The sequence below is a fragment of the Terrabacter sp. 2YAF2 genome (genome assembly GCF_052114705.1).
Taxonomy (GTDB): domain Bacteria; phylum Actinomycetota; class Actinomycetes; order Actinomycetales; family Dermatophilaceae; genus Terrabacter.
Genome location: NZ_JBFRFG010000012.1, coordinates 20,231 through 36,932 on the forward strand (window position 1 = coordinate 20,231; position 16,702 = coordinate 36,932).

The 16,702-nt window shown below is 71.6% G+C and carries 14 protein-coding genes; 2 read left to right on the forward strand and 12 right to left on the reverse strand.

Annotation, left to right across the window (positions count from 1 at the left end; genetic code table 11):
* Positions 1-92: 92 nt before the first annotated feature.
* Positions 93-1,094: an NADP-dependent oxidoreductase gene (locus AB4030_RS14120; RefSeq protein WP_442279838.1), complete on the reverse strand. Its 1,002-nt coding sequence runs from the start codon at positions 1,092-1,094 to the stop codon at positions 93-95.
* A 59-nt stretch (positions 1,095-1,153) separates the two neighbouring features.
* Positions 1,154-1,582, reverse strand: a complete 429-nt coding sequence (locus tag AB4030_RS14125) for an organic hydroperoxide resistance protein (protein ID WP_442279839.1) — start codon at positions 1,580-1,582, stop codon at positions 1,154-1,156.
* A 58-nt stretch (positions 1,583-1,640) separates the two neighbouring features.
* Here AB4030_RS14125 and AB4030_RS14130 point away from each other — a divergent pair, with 58 nt between their 5' ends.
* Positions 1,641-2,102, forward strand: a complete 462-nt coding sequence (locus AB4030_RS14130; protein ID WP_442279840.1) for a MarR family winged helix-turn-helix transcriptional regulator — start codon at positions 1,641-1,643, stop codon at positions 2,100-2,102.
* 29 nt (positions 2,103-2,131) lie between these two features.
* On the opposite strand, the gene AB4030_RS14135 is transcribed toward AB4030_RS14130, so the two are convergent.
* The 8 genes from AB4030_RS14135 to hisD form a co-directional block, all read right to left on the reverse strand.
* Entirely contained in the window at positions 2,132-3,511 is a 1,380-nt protein-coding gene (locus tag AB4030_RS14135; protein WP_442279841.1) for a DUF445 domain-containing protein, read from the reverse strand.
* Positions 3,512-3,537: 26 nt separating this feature from the next.
* Entirely contained in the window at positions 3,538-4,341 is an 804-nt protein-coding gene (locus AB4030_RS14140) for an SseB family protein (protein ID WP_442279842.1), read from the reverse strand.
* Positions 4,338-5,081, reverse strand: a complete 744-nt coding sequence (gene priA, locus AB4030_RS14145; protein ID WP_442279843.1) for a bifunctional 1-(5-phosphoribosyl)-5-((5-phosphoribosylamino)methylideneamino)imidazole-4-carboxamide isomerase/phosphoribosylanthranilate isomerase PriA — start codon at positions 5,079-5,081, stop codon at positions 4,338-4,340. The genes AB4030_RS14140 and priA overlap by 4 nt, the downstream gene beginning before the upstream one ends.
* Positions 5,082-5,204: 123 nt before the next feature.
* Positions 5,205-5,543, reverse strand: coding sequence for a hypothetical protein (locus AB4030_RS14150; protein WP_442279844.1), 339 nt, complete (start codon positions 5,541-5,543; stop codon positions 5,205-5,207).
* Between the two features lie 59 nt (positions 5,544-5,602).
* Positions 5,603-6,241: an imidazole glycerol phosphate synthase subunit HisH gene (gene hisH / locus AB4030_RS14155; protein ID WP_442279845.1), complete on the reverse strand. Its 639-nt coding sequence runs from the start codon at positions 6,239-6,241 to the stop codon at positions 5,603-5,605.
* A 16-nt stretch (positions 6,242-6,257) separates the two neighbouring features.
* A complete protein-coding gene (gene hisB, locus AB4030_RS14160) occupies positions 6,258-6,857 on the reverse strand; it encodes an imidazoleglycerol-phosphate dehydratase HisB (protein ID WP_442279846.1) in 600 nt (199 codons plus the stop codon).
* The gene (locus AB4030_RS14165; RefSeq protein ID WP_442279847.1) at positions 6,854-8,023 is read right to left on the reverse strand and encodes a histidinol-phosphate transaminase; all 1,170 of its coding nucleotides are present in this window, start codon (positions 8,021-8,023) and stop codon (positions 6,854-6,856) included. Before AB4030_RS14165 ends, hisB begins: the two co-directional genes overlap by 4 nt.
* Entirely contained in the window at positions 8,020-9,387 is a 1,368-nt protein-coding gene (gene hisD / locus AB4030_RS14170) for a histidinol dehydrogenase (RefSeq protein ID WP_442279848.1), read from the reverse strand. The genes AB4030_RS14165 and hisD overlap by 4 nt, the downstream gene beginning before the upstream one ends.
* Before the next feature lie 257 nt (positions 9,388-9,644).
* Between hisD and AB4030_RS14175 the strand changes: the two genes are divergently transcribed.
* A complete protein-coding gene (locus tag AB4030_RS14175) occupies positions 9,645-10,895 on the forward strand; it encodes an endonuclease (protein WP_442279849.1) in 1,251 nt (416 codons plus the stop codon).
* A 30-nt stretch (positions 10,896-10,925) separates the two neighbouring features.
* Here the strand turns inward: AB4030_RS14175 and AB4030_RS14180 are convergent, their stop codons facing one another.
* Positions 10,926-13,025 (reverse strand): S9 family peptidase, encoded by a 2,100-nt coding sequence (locus tag AB4030_RS14180; RefSeq protein WP_442279850.1) that lies wholly within the window; start codon positions 13,023-13,025, stop codon positions 10,926-10,928.
* 151 nt (positions 13,026-13,176) lie between these two features.
* Complete coding sequence (locus AB4030_RS14185; RefSeq protein ID WP_442279851.1) at positions 13,177-16,593, reverse strand: ExeM/NucH family extracellular endonuclease; 3,417 nt, start codon at positions 16,591-16,593, stop codon at positions 13,177-13,179.
* Between the last annotated feature and the right edge of the window lie 109 nt (positions 16,594-16,702).

Sequence of the window (16,702 nt, forward strand, 5' to 3'; positions counted from 1 at the left end):
GCACACAATCGAAAGAGCGATCCGTCCGCAAGGTGCGCGGACGGATCGCTCTGTCGATCAGGAGGGAGCGGACGGATCGCTCTTTCGATCCGTCAGAGGCGGACGAGCATCTTGCCGACGTTCTCGCCGCGCAGGACCCCGAGGAAGGCGTCGACGGCGTGGTCGATCCCGTCGCTGAACGTCTCGCGCGAGGTCAGGGTGCCGTCGGCGATCCAGCCGGCCGCGCGCTGGGCGTACTCGCCCGCGAGGTCCCAGTGGTCCCCGACGAGGAAGCCCGTGATGGTGCCGCGGGTCTGGATGAGGCGCGCGAGGTTGCGCGGCCCGGGCGCCGGCTCGGTGTTGTTGTAGACCGAGATCGCGCCGCAGATCGCGATGCGCCCGCCGAGGCGGAGCGAACCGATCGCGGCCTCGAGGTGGTCGCCGCCGACGTTGTCGAAGTAGACGTCGATGCCGTCAGGAGCGGCCTCCCGCAGCAGGTCGGAGACGCGCGCGTCCTTGTAGTTGAAGGCCGCGTCGAAGCCGAGGTCGTTCAGGAGGTGGTCGACCTTCTCCTGCGATCCGGCGCTGCCGATGACGCGGCTCGCGCCCAAGGCCTTGGCGACCTGACCGACGACGCTGCCGACGGCGCCGGCGGCGCCGGACACGAAGACGACGTCGCCCTCCTTGAGTCCCGCGACGCGGGTCAGGCCGGCGTATGCCGTGAGGCCGGTCATGCCGAGCACGCCGAGGTAGGCGGACGCCGGGGCCACCGACGTGTCGACCACGCGGACGCCTGTGCCGTCGACGACGGCCTCCTCGCGCCAGCCGAGACCGTGCAGCACGTGGTCGCCCACGGCGACCCCCTCGGCGTTCGACTCGGTGACGACGCCCACGGCACCGCCGTTCATGGCCTCGCCGAGCGCATACGGCTCGGCGTACGACTTGGCGTCGCTCATCCGGCCGCGCATGTAGGGGTCGACCGACATGACCTTGTTGCGGACGCGGACCTGGCCGTCGGCGAGGTCGACGTGGGCGCTCGCGACGAGCTCGAAGTCGTCGGGGGTGGGCCAGCCGACGGGGCGGCTCTTGAGCTGGACCTCACGGGGGTTGGTCATCGGGTCTCCTTGGGTGTCAGGGGGTTTCGGAATCGTGGGTGGACGCGAGAGCGCGTGGGTCAGTCGACGACGATCTCGACCGGGATGTTGCCGCGCGTCGCGTTGGAGTAGGGGCACACCTGGTGCGCGGTGTCGACGAGCTCGCGGCCGAGCTGCGGGTCGATGCCCTCGGGCAGCTCGACGTGCAGGACGACGCCGAGACCGAACCCGGTGCTCGAGGACCCGGAGAGGCTGACGTCGGCGGTCACCGCGACGTCGAAGTCCTCGACCCGGCGCTTGCGGGCGACCAGGCCGAGGGCGCTCGCGAAGCACGCCGCATACCCGGCGGCGAAGAGCTGCTCGGGGTTCGTGCCCTCGCCGCTGCCACCGAGCTCGCGCGGGGCGGCGAGCGTGACGTCGAGCCGGCCGTCGGAGGTGACGGCGCGACCCTCACGCCCGGAGGCGGTGGCCGAGGCGACGTACTGGGCGGTCTGGGTGGTGGTGCTCATCAGGCTCCTCAAATTGCTGACAATTAAGTTGTGCGCAATTTGATAGTACGCTTGGGTCATGAGCCCGTCCAATCCCGCCGCCGCAGCCCCGAGCCCCCTCAGCCTCGAGCAGCAGATCTGCTACGCGATGCACACGACCGTGCGCGCTTTCGACGGCGTCTACCGCGAGCTGCTGGCGGAGCACGGGCTCTCCTACCCGCAGTACATCGCGCTCATGGGTGTCGTGGAGCACGGCCCGCTGACCGTGAGCCGACTCGGCGAGCTGATGCGGCTCGACTCCGGCACGCTCTCGCCGCTGCTCAAGCGGATGGAGTCGGCCGGCCTCGTGGGGCGGGCCCGCGACTCCGAGGACGAGCGCCGCGTCCTCGTCTCGGCCACGGCCGCAGGCCGGGAGCGCCTCGCCGGCCTCGGCGACCTGCCGCACCAGATCGCGGTGCGCAGCGGCCTGACACGCCAGGAGCTGCTCGACCTGCACCGGACGCTGCGGCAGGTGACCGAGCGGCTCGACGCCCACGGCTGACCGGCGACGCGTACGCCGCGAGCCGGGGCTCAGCTCGGGAGCAGGATCGAGACGGCGTGGATGAGCATGCCGATGAGGCCGCCGACCAGGGTGCCGTTGATGCGGATGAACTGCAGGTCGCGGCCGACCTGGAGCTCCACCCGCTCGGCGGTCTCCTTGCCGTCCCAGCGGTCGACTGTGTCACTGATGATGCGCGTCAGCTCGGTGCCGTAGCGGTCGATGGCATAGATCGTCGCGTCGCAGATGCGGGTGTCGATGCGCGCACGGAGCGCGGCGTCGGCGAGCAGCCGTTCGGCGAGTGCCGTCACCTCGCGGACGGCTCGGGCCCGGACCGGCCCACCCTCGTCCTCGAGTGCGGCGATGACGACGGCCCGGAACGACGCCCACAGCGACATCGCCGTGTCGGCCACCTGCGGGTGCGCGAGCACGCGCTCCTTGAGCCGCTCGGCCTTGGCCTGGGTGACGGGGTCGTGCTGCAGGTCGTCGGCCAGGTCGATGAGCAGCTTGTCGAGCGCGAGGCGCACGTCGTGCCGCGGGTCGTTGCGGATGTCGGCCAGCCACTTCAGCGCCTCGACATGGATCTTGCGCGCCACGAGGTCGTTGATCGCGGCGGGCACCCACGCCGGCGCCCGCTGCGTGATGAGCGACTCGAAGAGGTCCTCGTTGTCGACGAGCCAGCCGCGGACCTCGTCGAGCGCGAGGTCGACGAGGCCGACGTGCGCCTCGTCGCGGACCACCTGGTCGAGCAGCCCTCCAGCCAGCGAGCTGATCGGCTCCTGGGCGAGACGTGGCAGCACGGCCTGCTCGATGATCGCGCGGACGTCCTCGTCCGGGATGCGGTGCAGTGCGTGGACGGTGACCGTGGCCACCTCGTCGACGAGTCGCTTCGCGTGACCCGGCGCGAGGGCCCACTCGGCGGCCCGTCGCGTGGGCTCGGCGTCGAGCACCCGCTCGCGGATGATGTCCTCGCGCATGAAGTTCTCGCTGACGAACTCCTCCAGGCTGCGCCCGATCATCTCCTTCTTGCGTGGGATGAGGGCCGTGTGCGGGATCGGCAGACCGAGCGGGTGCCGGAAGATGGCCGTGACGGCGAACCAGTCGGCACAGGCACCGACCATCGAGGCCTCGGCGCCCGCGTTGACGAAACCGAGGACGCCGTCGTCGTGCCCGCGCGTCAGGACGTAGACGATGGCGGCGAACACGAGCAGCCCGGTCGCCACGAGACGCATCTGCCGCAGGTCCCGGCGGCGCTGCGCGTCGAGAGCCGGGTCGACGATGAAGCCGAGGGGGCCACTGGGCGCGCCCGAACCGGTCCTCCGTCCGTGCCGGGCAGGCGTGCCCGCGACGTCACCTGCTGCAGCGGGCGCCTCGGGATCGTGCTCCCGGGTCGCCTGGGGTGTGGTGTCCACGTCCGGCACCTCCGCTCGTGATGTGCTCAGCGCGCCGCTTCGAGCGCGAAGGTCAGAGCATCGATCCTCGCACGGGTCTCGCCGTCGGTCGCGATGCGCTCCCCGATCCGAGTGGCGATGGCCCCGACCTGGTCGGCGTCGAGGCCGGGCTCGAGCGCCAGCACGACGCGCAGGACGCCGGCGCCGACGGGTTCGCCGGCCTCGACGCGATGCGCCGACACCAGGGGCTCGGACTCGACGGCGGCGCGTACGGCAGCTGCGACGTGGGGGTCACGGTGGCTCGGCTCCCACGCGCGCTCCTGGGCGAGTGCCCACAGCATGCTCGGACGCAACACCGTCGCGTGGCTCGACGCGACGTCGACGACCAGCACCTGGCACTCTTCGCTGATCGCCGCCTGCGCCGCGGCTGCCGCACGGACTGGAACCGGCCTGGCCGTCGGGTCCCACGCGGCAAGGCTCGCCAGGGAGGTGAACATCGGCAGGGCCCGGGAGCCGTCCGGGGACGTCAGGGTCACGGCGGCCATGTCGCTGCGGGTGTCGACGGTGTGCGGTCCGGACTCGTCGACCTCCGCGGCGACCGCGACGACGGGGACGAGCCAGCGCGCCTGGGCCGTGTGCTCCATCACGGCGACCTCTGCGTCGTCGCCCGGGCTCTCGTGCGCCGCCGCGAGAGCGGCGAGGAGTGCGTCGTCAGCCGCTCCGGTGTCGCCCGAGAAGCCGTGCGAGGGGATCGACTTGCCCTGCCACGCCTGACCGGCGGAGTCCGCGGGACGGCCCTGCCCGTCGTGGTGGCCTGACTGTCCAGCGTGACCGGAGGCGGGTGCGGTCACGATCCTGGCCGCCCGGCGACGTCGAGGGCCTCGGGCAGGGTGAACGCGCCGCGGTAGAGCGCCGAGCCGACGATGGCCCCCTCGACACCGACGCCGACGAGCCCGCGGATCGTGGCGATGTCCTCGAGCGTGGAGACGCCGCCGCTCGCGACGACCGGGCGGTCGGTGCGCGCGCACACGTCACGGAGCAGGTCGACGTTGGCCCCCTGGAGCATGCCGTCCTTGTTGACGTCGGTGACGACGTACCGAGCGCAGCCCTCGGCGTCGAGACGCTCGAGGGTCTCCCACAGGTCGCCACCCTCGCGGGTCCAGCCGCGCGCCGCGAGCGTGGTGCCGCGGACGTCGAGACCGATGGCGACGCGGTCGCCGTGGTCGGCGATGATCGAGGCCGTCCAGTCGGGGTCCTCGAGGGCGGCGGTGCCGATGTTGACCCGGCGGCAGCCGGTCGCGAGCGCCGCGTCGAGCGACTCGGTGTCACGGATCCCGCCCGAGAGCTCGACCTGCAGGTCCAGACGGCCGACGATCGAGGCGATGAGGTCGCGGTTGCTGCCGCGCCCGAAGGCTGCGTCCAGGTCGACGAGGTGGATCCACTCGGCACCCTGCTCCTGCCAGCGCAGCGCCGCCTCCCACGGGTCACCGAACTCCCCGCCGCTCCCGGCGACGCCCTGGACCAGCTGCACGGCGCGACCGCCCGCGATGTCGACGGCGGGCAGCAGCTCGAGGCGAGGCTGGTCGGTCATGAGTCGTGCGCTCCTCGGGGTCGGGACCTGGCCACTCGAGTATGCCGTGGGCCCGAGGACCACGGCCCGGTGGCCCACGCCGTGGGCCGGGAGGCGCACTCGACTCCCCGCCCGGTCGAGTGCTCAGTTCGCGACGGGGCCTGCCGGGGTGTCTTCGGCAGCGCCGGGGGCCTCGCCGGCTGCGATCTCGCCACGGTGGCGCCACAGGACGTAGGCCAGCCCCACGACGAGGACGACGGCAAGGAGCGCGATGCGCAACGGCCAGGACAGGTCGAGCAGGGTCGTCACGACGAGTGCGCCGAGCGCCGTGCCCACCGTCGTCGGGAGTCCGGGCCGGCTGCGCCGCCGCCGCGGGTAGAGGGCGCCGGACGAGGTCCGCCTCGTGGTGCGGCTCGTGGTGCGGCTCGTGGTGCGGCTCCGCCGCTTCGTGCTGGAGCTGGCAGCCGGCTTCCTCGTCGCCACGGTCCCCTCCTCGTCGAGGCCGACACCCCTTCAGCCCAGGCGGGCAGGGGGCGGCACGGTCACAGGCCGCGGACCCAGTTCTCGAGCAGCTGCAGCCCGGCGTCGCCGGACTTCTCGGGGTGGAACTGGGTCGCGCTCAGGGGGCCATTCTCGACCGCGGCGACGAACTTCGCACCGTGACGCGCCCACGTGACCCGCGGGGCGACCCGCGCGAAGGCGCCGGTCGCCTCGAGGGTCCACTGCTGCACGGCATACGAGTGGACGAAGTAGAAGCGCTCGTGCTCGACGCCGGCGAACAGGCGTGACCCGTCGGCGGCCTCGACCTCCGACCAGCCCATGTGCGGCACGACGTCGGCCGGGAGACGCTCCACCGTCCCCGGCCACTCGGCGAGCCCCTCGAGCGGGTGCTCGGACGGCTCGGTCGAGCCGTCGAAGAGCACCTGCATGCCGACGCAGACGCCGAGCACCGCCCGGCCGCCGCTGATGCGCCGGCCGATGATGCGAGGTCCGTGCGCTGCCGCCAGACCAGCCATGCAGGCGTGGAAGTTGCCGACGCCGGGGACGAAGAGCCCGTCGCACTCGAGGGCACGGTGTGGGTCGGACGTCAGGGTCACCGTCGCGCCGACGCGCTCCAGTGCGCGCACGGCCGATCGGACGTTGCCGCTGCCGTAGTCGAGGACGACGACGTCGGCACTCATCGAGCCCCCACCATCGTCAGAGCGCTCCCTTGGCGCTCGGGATCCCGACGACCCGGGGGTCGGGAGCGACGGCGGACCGCAGCGCCCGCGCCACCGCCTTGAACTGGGCCTCGACGATGTGGTGCGGGTCCCGGCCGGCGAGCACGCGGACGTGGAGGCACAGCCCGGCGTTGTAGGCGAAGGACTCGAGCACGTGGCGGGTCATCGAACCGGTGAAGTGACCGCCGATGAGGGCGTACTGCTGCCCTTCAGGCTCCCCCTCGTGCACGACGTAGGGCCGTCCGGCCACGTCGACGACGGCGTGGCACAGGGCCTCGTCGAGGGGCACCGTGGCGTCACCGAAGCGGGAGATGCCTGACTTGTCGCCCAGGGCTTCACGGAGCGCCTGCCCGAGCACGATCGCGGTGTCCTCGACCGTGTGGTGCACGTCGACGTCGACGTCGCCGGTCGCCTTGACCGTCAGGTCGATGAGGGAGTGCTTGCTCAACGAGTGGAGCATGTGGTCGTAGAACGGGACGCCGGTCGAGATGTCGGACGTGCCGGTGCCGTCCAGGTCGAGCCAGAGCTCGACGGACGACTCGGACGTGGCGCGGGTGATCTTCGCGGTGCGGCTCATGCGGGGGACTCCTGCTGGTCGGCGCGGGGGGCGAGCACGTGCGTGGGGGCGAGACGGGCCATTGCCGTAAGGAACGCGGTCGTCTCGTCGGGGTCGCCCGCCGTGACCCGCAGGTGGTGGGCGATACCCATGTCGCGGACCAGTACGCCCTCGTCGAGCAGGGCCTGCCACGTGGCCTTCTCGTCGCGGAGGCCACCGAAGAGGACGAAGTTGCTGTCGCTGGCGACGGGGCGTGCGCCGAGCTCCGTGAGCCGCTCGACGATGCGGTCGCGCTGGTGCTTGATGACCTCGACGGTGCCCAGCATGACGTCGGCGTGCTCGAGGGCGATGCGGGCGATCGTCTGGGTCGGGCTGCTCAGGTGGTAGGGCAGCCGGACGAGGCGCAGCGCGTCGACGAGCTCAGGTGCCGCGACGAGGTAGCCGAGCCGTCCTCCGGCGAAGGCGAAGGCCTTGCTCATGGTCCGCGTCACCACGAGACGTGGGTGCTCGGCCAGGAGCGTCAGCGCGGATCGAGTTCCGGGCCGGGCGAACTCGGCGTAGGCCTCGTCGACGACGACGATCGCGTTCGGCGCCGCGTCGAGGACCGCACCGATGACCTCGAACGGCAACGCGGTGCCGGTCGGGTTGTTCGGGGAGCAGAGGAAGACGATCGACGGGTGGTGCTCGCGTGCCTGCTCAGCGGCCGACTCGGGCGTCAGGTCGAACGCGTCGGGTTCGGTTGCGGCGGAACGGAGTCCATCGACCCACGTCGTGCCGTTCGTCTCGGTGATGATCGGGTGCATCGAGTAGCTCGGGGTGAACCCGAGGGCGACACGACCGTGCCCACCGAAGGCCTGGACGACGTGCGAGAGCACCTCGTTGGAGCCGTTGCCCGCCCACACCTGCTCGGGCGTGACCGTGACCCCGGACTGCTTCTCGATGTATGCCGTCAACGCCTTGCGCAGGTCGGTGAACTCGCGGTCGGGGTAGCGGTTGAGCGAGGCCACGTCGTCGGCGAGCGCCGCGACGACGGCGTCGACGACGACCGGCGGCACGGGGTAGGAGTTCTCGTTGGTGTTGAGGCGCACCGGCACGTCGAGCTGCGGCGCGCCGTACGGCGTGCGGCCGCGCAGGTCGGGACGCAGCAGGCGCTGGACCTCTGACGCGGCCGAGACTCCCCCGGTCACCGGGGGACCTCGTCGCCGAAGCGCGCCGTCACGGCCTCGCCGTGCGCCGGGAGGTCCTCTGCCTGCGCGAGCGTCACGACGTGGCGGGCGACACCGCGCAGCGCGGGCTCGTCGTAGTCGACGACGTGGATGCCGCGGAGGAAGGACTGCACCGACAGGCCGCTGCTGTGGCACGCGCACCCTGCGGTAGGTAGCACGTGGTTGGAGCCGGCGGCATAGTCGCCGAGGCTGACCGGGCTGTGCGGACCGACGAAGACGGCACCCGCGTTGCGCACGCGGGCGGCGACGTCGGAGGCGTCGCGGGTCTGGATCTCAAGGTGCTCGGCGGCATACGCGTTGACGACGTCGAGGCCCGCGTCGACGTCGTCGACGAGGACGATGCGCGACTGCGTGCCCTCGAGGGCCTCGGTGACGCGTTCGGAGTGCTTCGTGGCCGGGACGCGTCGCGCGAGCGACCGTCGGGTGGCCTCGGCGAGCTCCTCGCTGTCGGTGACGAGCACCGATGCGGCGAGCGGGTCGTGCTCGGCCTGGCTGACGAGGTCGGCCGCGACGTGGTCAGGGTCGGCGGAGTCGTCGGCGAGGATGGCGATCTCGGTGGGTCCGGCCTCGGCGTCGATGCCGATGAGCCCCTTGAGGAGGCGCTTGGCGGCGACGACCCAGATGTTGCCGGGCCCGGTGACGAGCGACACGGGGTCGCACACGACCGTCTCCCCGTCGACCTCGCCCCACTGGGGGTCGTCGTCGACGAAGCCGTGCGCGAACATGGCCACCGCCTGGGCCCCGCCCACGGCATACACCTCGTCGACGCCGAGCAGGGCGCACGCCGCGAGGATGGTCGGGTTGGGGTAGCCCGCGAACTCACCGACGTTCTCGCGCTGCGGCGGCGACGCCACGGCGAGCGAGCCGACCTCGGCGAGCTGGGCGGGGACGACGTTCATGATGACGCTGCTCGGGTAGACGGCCAGGCCGCCGGGCACGTAGAGGCCGACGCGGTCGACGGGCACCCACCGCTCCGTCACGGTGCCGCCGGGGACGACCTGCGTCGTCGTGTCGGTGCGGCGCTGGTCGGCGTGCACGATGCGGGCACGACGGATGGACTCCTCGAGCGCGGCGCGGAGGTCGGGGTCGAGCTGGTCGAGGGCGGACTGCAGCAGCGCGCGCGGCACCCGCAGATGGGTCGGTCGCACGCCGTCGAAGCGCTCTCCGAGATCACGCAGCGCGGCGGCTCCGCGATGCTCGACGTCCTCGCAGATCGGCCGCACCTGCTCGAGGGCGGCCGTGACGTCGAACTCGGCTCGGGGAAGGGCCCGGCGCAGGAAGCGCACGTCGAGCGTGCGGCCGCGCAGGTCGAGGGAGGACATCATGGGTCACCAGTCTAGAAGGCGCTGTGGGCGGCCCGGACCACGGTCTCAGCGTGCGGAGGCCGCGACGGCTCGCCCGCGACTCGTCTGGCGACTCCCCCGGTGACCGCCTGCCGAATCTTGGCGCCGCGCAGACAAAGGTGAGACCAACGACTGACCCGGCGTCGACGGCCGGTCCGCCACGCTCGTGGAGCCGCCGCCCGCCGCGGGCGGTGGGTGCGTGACCACACCCGACTCCCCCGGCCCCCACAGGAGCACCCGTGCCCGTCGTCGTCCCCCGGCGCCGCATCGCCGCCGTCCTCACCGGACTGGCCGTCGCCCTCGTCCCGCCGAGCCTCGCGCTCACCAGCGCAGCCGGGTCCCCGGCCGGATCACTGCCGCTGCCTCGAGCGGCCGCCGCACCGGCGCCCGCGCTCGCCGCCGCACCCCTCACCGTCTCGCAGGCGGTCGCCTCCCAGACGGGGCAGAGCGCCACCGTCCGCGGCTACGTCGTTGGCCAGCCCACCGCCACGAGCACCGTGGTGCGCTCCGGCTTCCCCAGCGACTACGCCCTCGCCATCGCCGACTCGGCTGCAGAGACGTCGACGAGCAGGATGCTCTACGTCCAGATCCCCTCGTCGTTCCGATCCGCGTGGGGCCTGAAGAGCAATCCCTCGCTCATGGGCCGCCAGCTGGACGTCACCGGAGCCCTGTCGGCGTACTTCTCCCACCCCGGCATGACGTCGACGAGCGCCTTCGCCTTCAGCAGCGGGACGTCGACGAGCCCCCCGCCGCCGACGAGCACGACGCCCGCCCCGACCGGCACCACCGGTCCGTACGACTCGACCTACTACGCCTCCGCCATCGGCAAGACGGGACCGGCGCTGCACACGGAGCTGCACCGGATCATCTCCAGCGGTGTCACGACCCTCACCTACGACCAGGTCTGGACCGCCCTCAAGGACACCGACCAGGACCCGGGCAACAGCAACGACGTCATCGAGGTCTACTCGGGCCGCTCGATCGCCAAGTCCGACAACGGCGGCGGCGTCGACCAGTGGAACCGCGAGCACGTCTGGGCCAAGAGCCACGGCGACTTCGGCACCGTCAACGGGCCCGGGACGGACGTGCACCACCTGCGTCCCGAGGACGTCACCGTCAACAGCACCCGCGGCAACCTCGACTTCGACAACGGCGGCTCGGCGGTGGCCCAGTGCGCCGGCTGCCTCAGCGACGGCGACTCGTTCGAACCTCGGGATGCCGTCAAGGGCGACGTCGCCCGGATGATCTTCTACATGGCGGTGCGCTGGGACGGCGGCGACGGGTTCGCCGACCTCGAGCCAGACGACCACGTCGGCAACGGCACCGCGCCCGCCATCGGCAAGATGTCGGTGCTCAAGCAGTGGAACCTCCAGGACCCCCCGGACGCCTTCGAGAAGCGCCGCAACCAGGTCATCTTCGACACGTGGCAGCACAACCGGAACCCCTTCATCGACCACCCGGAGTGGGTCAGCGCGATCTACGGCCCCTGATCCGGCTGCAGGCTTGACGGGACGGCCGGCTCACGACGTCTGGTCGATGAGCACGGCCGTCTCCCAGGCCCATTGGCGCCACAGGTCGTAGCGACCCGACCGGCCTCCGTGTCCGGCGGCCATCTCGGTGCGGAAGAGGATCTGGGCCGCCCCGTCCACCTCGAGGTCGGCATGCCGCAGCGCCGCGACCCACTTGGCCGGCTCGGTGACGTAGACCCGCGTGTCGTCGAGCCCGGCCGTGACGAGCAGGCTCGGGTGCCGGGTCGGACGCACGTTCTCGTAGGGCGCGTAGGACTTCATGAGGGCGTAGGCCGCCGGGTCCTCGAGCGGGTTGCCCCACTCCTCCCACTCGACGACCGTGAGCGGCAGGCTCGGGTCGAGCACCGTCGTCAGGGCATCGACGAAGGGCACCTGCGCGTGGACGAAGCGGAAGCGCTCCGGCGCGAGGTTGACCACGGCCCCCATGAGCAGGCCCCCTGCCGACCCACCTTCTGCTGCAAGGCGGTTCGGCGCGACGACGCCCGTCTCGACGAGGTGGTCGGCGCAGGCGATGAAGTCGGTGAAGGTGTTGGGCTTGGCCTCGAGCTTGCCGTCGTCGTACCACGAGCGTCCCATCTCGGACCCGCCCCGGACGTGCGCGATGGCGAAGACCCACCCCCGGTCGAGCAGCGAGAGCCGCAGCACGGAGAACCAGGGGTCGCTCGAGATGCCGTAGGCGCCGTACGCGTTGAGCAGGCCGGGCGCGGTGCCGTCCGCCGTCACGTCGTGGCGGTGCACGACGGAGATCGGGATCCGGGTGCCGTCGGCCGCCGTGGCCCACTCGCGGCGCTGGCGGTACTGCGTCAGGTCGACGTCGCCCCGCACGTGCTGCTGCTTGAGCAGGGTGAAGGCGCGCGAGCGGACGTCGTAGTCCTCGACGGTCCGCGGAGTGACGAGTGACTCGTGGACGATCTGCAGCGTCGACGTGGACGCCTCGGGGTTGACGCCGACGTGCAGGGTGCCGATCGGCTCCCCGACGGCGATGTCGTGCGCCTGCCCCAAGCCGTTCGGTGCGGCCGGGTCGCGCAGCACGACACGCACGCCGGTGCCGCCCTCACGTCGCAGCGACACCGCGATGAAGTCGTCGAATCCCTCTGCCCCCGTGACGTACTCGTCTTCGCTCGTGACACCCAGTGGCACCCAGTCGTCGGCCGTCGTGCTCGTCACTGCCGCCACCGCGAGCTCGAAGTTGACCCGGTTGGCGTTGTGGGTGACGAGCATCTGGTCCCCGAACGGCTCGATGTCGTACTCGACGCCCTGCCGCCGCTCGGCCACGACACGCGGCGTGCCCAGCGGGTCGTCGGCATCGAGCAGGCGGAACTCGCTCGTGGTCTTGGACCCGATCGCGATGAGGATGAGGCGGTCGTCTCGCGAGCTGCCCACCCCCACGAAGAAGCGCTCGTCGGTCTCCTCGTGGACGAGCGCGTCGTCCTCGGCCGGAGTGCCGACCTCATGACGCCACACCTGGTGGGGTCGCCAGGCGTCGTCGACGCGTGTGTAGAAGAGGTGTCGGGCATCGACGGACCACGCGAGGGATCCCCCGGTCTGGCGCACGGTGTCATCGAGCACGACGCCGTCCTCGATGCGGCGCACGCGCACGTCGTAGCGTTCGTCGCCGACGACGTCGACGGCATACGCGAGCAGGTCACCGGTCGGTGACACCTCGCTCGCGCCGACGGCGAAGAACTCGTGGTCGCGCCCCTCCTCGTTGTGGTCGAGGATCACCTGCTCTCCCGCGGGCGGACGTCCTCCGCTGAGGGCCGGGCGCTCGGGATGATCAGCGACCAGCACCCGCGCCTCCACGGCGTACTGCTCCCCCTCGATGGTGCGCGAGTAGTACCACCAGCGGTCGTGCCGCACAGGCACCGAGAGGTCGGTCTCCTCGATGCGCGAGCGGAACTCCTCGAAGACTTGGTCGGCCATCGGACGCAGGTGCTCGGTGCGCTCGGTGGCGTAGGCGTTCTCGGCGGCCAGGAGCTCACGCAGCTCGTCCGAGTCGCGGTCGGCCATCCACGCGTAGTGGTCGTCGAAGCGGTCGCCGTGGTGCTCGCGGGTGGTCGGCTCGCGCCGGGCAATCGGGGGTTGCTGCATTCCGCGCAGTCTACGGACCCGATCCGCGACCACGCGGGCGGACGCGACGCGACGAACCGACTCTCGGACCTGACACGGACCGACGTCCGGTGGGATCCTCCCCCACCGGACGCCGGTCCGTCGTGCTGGTCAGCTGCAGGTCACTGACACGTCAGTGGAGCTTGACCTGGCCCTGGACGCGCTGGGTGCCGCTGTCGTAGACGACGGCGCCGGACGCGTCGCGCACGACGACGCGCATCGTGTCGGTCGCAGCGTCGGTGGCCGTCGCCTCGAACCGGTAGCCGGGCGCACCGCCGACGGTGGCGGGCCCCGCGAGGCGGGCGGTGTCACCGGTGACGACGAGCCAGTCGAGCCCCGAGGACGCGAGCGTCAGGCCCGGCGTCGACAGGGTCAGCGAACCGTCCGGGCGGCTCGCACCTGCCGCATACTTGGCCGACACGGAGAACTGCGCCTTGCCGTTCGCCGACGGATCGCCGGCCACCGCTCCCGCGGGAGAGACGAACCAGCCTCCGCCCGTGAGGAACCCGCCAGCACGGTCGAAGACAACCACGGTCGTCGTGCCGGTGCCGGTGTTGCCCCACTGGTCGGTGACCGTCACGGTGACGGTGTAGACGCCTGAAGCGGTGTAGACGTGGTCGCCGCTGACGGTGTTCCCGGTCACGGTTCCGCCCGAGGTCCTGCCGTCACCCCACGAGATCGACGCCGTGTGGGTGTCGAGCGGGTCGGCATCGGTGAACGGTGCGCTCACCGTGACCGGCGAGCCCACCGAGGTGGCCCTCGACGGTCCGGTGACCTCGCCGACGACCGGGGCGGCGTTCGTCAGGTTCAGCCCGACGACCACCGGGTCGTGGTCCGAGATGCGGAACTGGTCGGGCGCGTAGAGGCTCGAGACCTGCGCCGGCGTCTTGAACTCGGTGTTGTAGTCGAGGATCGACGGCTCGTCGGCGTTGACGTGCCAGTCGCCGACCCCCGTCACCTGGCTGCTGATCGACGCCGAGCCGAGCGCGTGGTCGAGGTAGCCCCACTGCCCGTCGAACGCGTAGGAGTATGCCTCGCGCCCGTTGCGCTGCTCGATGAGGTTGGCGAAGCCGGCCGTCTCGAGCGTCGTGATCGGGTCCTCCTTGGCGTAGGAGTTCATGTCGCCGAGGATGAGGACGTCGGGGTCACCCGTGCCCGTGGGGTCGCTCGCCAGCCAGCTCGCGAGGAGCTTCGCCGACCGGACCCGGACCGCGTTGCAGTTGCCCTGGCCGTCACCGGCGTCGGGGGCGTCGCAGGCGCTGCCCTTGCTCTTGAGGTGGTTGGCCACGGCGATGAACGTGCCACCGCTCGAGTTGTCGCGGAACGCCTGCGCGAGAGAGGGACGGTTGCGCGGGCCCGAGTCCCCACCGTTGACGAAGTCGAGGGTGTTGAGGGCCGCGGTCGTGCCGACCGGCGTCACGGCGCCCGGCTTGTAGAGCATGCCGACCTTGATCGCGTCGTTGCCCATCGCATCGGGGTGGCCGGTGCGGGCGTCGGCGTCGATGAACGCCCACGTGCCCGCGCCGTCCTTCTCGTTGAGCTTGCCGACGAGGAACTGCTCTGCGCTGTCGGCCCCGTAGCCGTCGTTCTCCATCTCCATGAACGCGACGACGTCGGCCTGCGTGCCCGAGACCGCTGCGACCGTCTTGCGCCACTGGCGGTCGAACTCTGCGGCGGTGTTGGCACCGCGGCAGTCCATGACCGCGCCGGTGAGCCCGCCCCGGCAGTTGTTGCCGGTCGTGTCGAGCGTGTTGAAGAAGTTGAGCAGGTTCATCCCAACGACGCGCGTGTCACCTCCGACTGCGGGCGGGCCCGCCGGCCGCGGGTTGGTCGGCTGGAAGTCGACCGTGGCAGCAGGTGAGACCGGGCGGATGCGGTAGGCGTTGGCGCTGGAGGCGTTGCCGCCCCACGTGTAGTTGAGGACACCCGTCAGACCGGTGACGGTGTCGCCGCCACGCAGGGTGTTGGACGCCGTGAGCGGCTGACCGCCCCGCCCGAAGACGATCGGGTCGACGTTCTGGGCCTGCGTGGTGTCGTCGAGGATGATCTTGCGCAGGTTGTTCGATGTCTGGAGCGCTGCCGCATCGGCGCCCGGGGCGACGACGTTCGTGGGCTGCTCGAGCCGGCCGCCCTGCGAGAGCGTGACCTGGCCGAAGCGGCCGAGCTGGAAGTGCTCGGTCACCGACATGGCCTGCGGGAGCGTCACGAGCATGCCCTCGTAGCGTTCGAGGGCTGTGCCGCTGGCGACGGGAAAGCGCACCTCGGTCGGGGCGACCGTGCCGGTGCCGCAGACCGTGATGGTGCTGGCGCTGACCTGGGTCTGGCCCTGGTTCTCGCCGGCGTTGCCCGTCACCGTGACGAGGTCACCGAGCTCGACGCTGTCGGCGTTGCTCCCCTCGAAGACGAAGATGCCGTCGGAGGTCGCGGGGTCGTTGTCGCCCTTCGGGTCCTGGATGAAGAAGCCGCGCAACGCCGGCGACGGACCCTCGTAGTCGCCGACGACGACACCGCGTGTCGTGACGGAGCCCGTGACGGCGGCGGTGTCGCCGCTGCCCTGGATGGCAGGCACGGGGGTGGCGCTGGCCTCGCAGGGGTTGGTCGCGGGGACCGAGAAGCGCACGGTGACGTCGCTCGCGGGATGGTCCGGCGGGTCGATGGCGTCCTGGTCGGTGACGGCAGCAGCCGACACGGTGAGGGTGCAGGCGTCGCCGAGGGCGAAGTCAGCGGACGGGTCGAGCGTGAAGGTCGTGGGACCCTCGGTGACGGCGAGGGTCTTGGCTCCGGAGATCGAGCACGAGAGCGAGAACGCCCCGGCTGCGGCGTTGACCGGCTCCGAGAAGGTGACGGTCGGGTTCGCGTCGACGGCGACGTTCGAGGCGCCGTCGGCCGGCGTGGTCGAGGTGACGCTGGGGGCGACGTCCGTCGCCGGGCCGCCGTCGATCGTGTGGCTGCCCAGACCGTCGAACGTGTCGATGGCGAAGCCGTCCCACTGGACGGCGGGGTCGAAGGCGTCGGCTCCGTTCGCGTCACCTGCCGTGACGGACGGCTTGCGCCTGATCGTGTTGTCGCTCGTGTTCGTGGGGTCCGTGCCCCAGCCGGCGGCGCCGGGGTCGTTGCCCACCTGGCCCACGACGTCGAGGACGGTCGAGCCCTTGCGGAGCACGACGGCGTCGTTGCCGTTCCAGTTGGCGTTCCCGCTCGCCTGGTCGGTGGCGGCCTTGATCGCCGCGCCCGCCGAGCTGTTCGCGTAGACGAAGACGTCGCCGGACGCGACCGAGCCGGTGAGGTTCGTCGTGCTCGAGGTGGTCTGGCCGTTGGCGAAGACCTGGATGTTGTAGCCGGCTGCGCCGAGGTCGACGGTCGCTCCGGTGCCGTTGTAGATCTCGAGCGCCTTGTTGTTGCTCGAGCCCTCGACGTACTCGCTGACGAACAGCTCCGTCGGGGTCGCCGCCGAGGCCGGTGCGGCCGCGACGAAGGGGGTGACGCCCACGGCGAGCGCGGCGGTGGTGACCGCGGCGACCCGACGCAGGGCAGGACGAGATTGACGCATGAGTTCCTCCCTGGGACCGGCTCCTCCGCGCGGTCTGCGCGTCACCCTAGACCGCGGTCGTCGTCCTCGCGCGTCGAGAACGCCACACCTTCCTGAACGCTGGGTGACC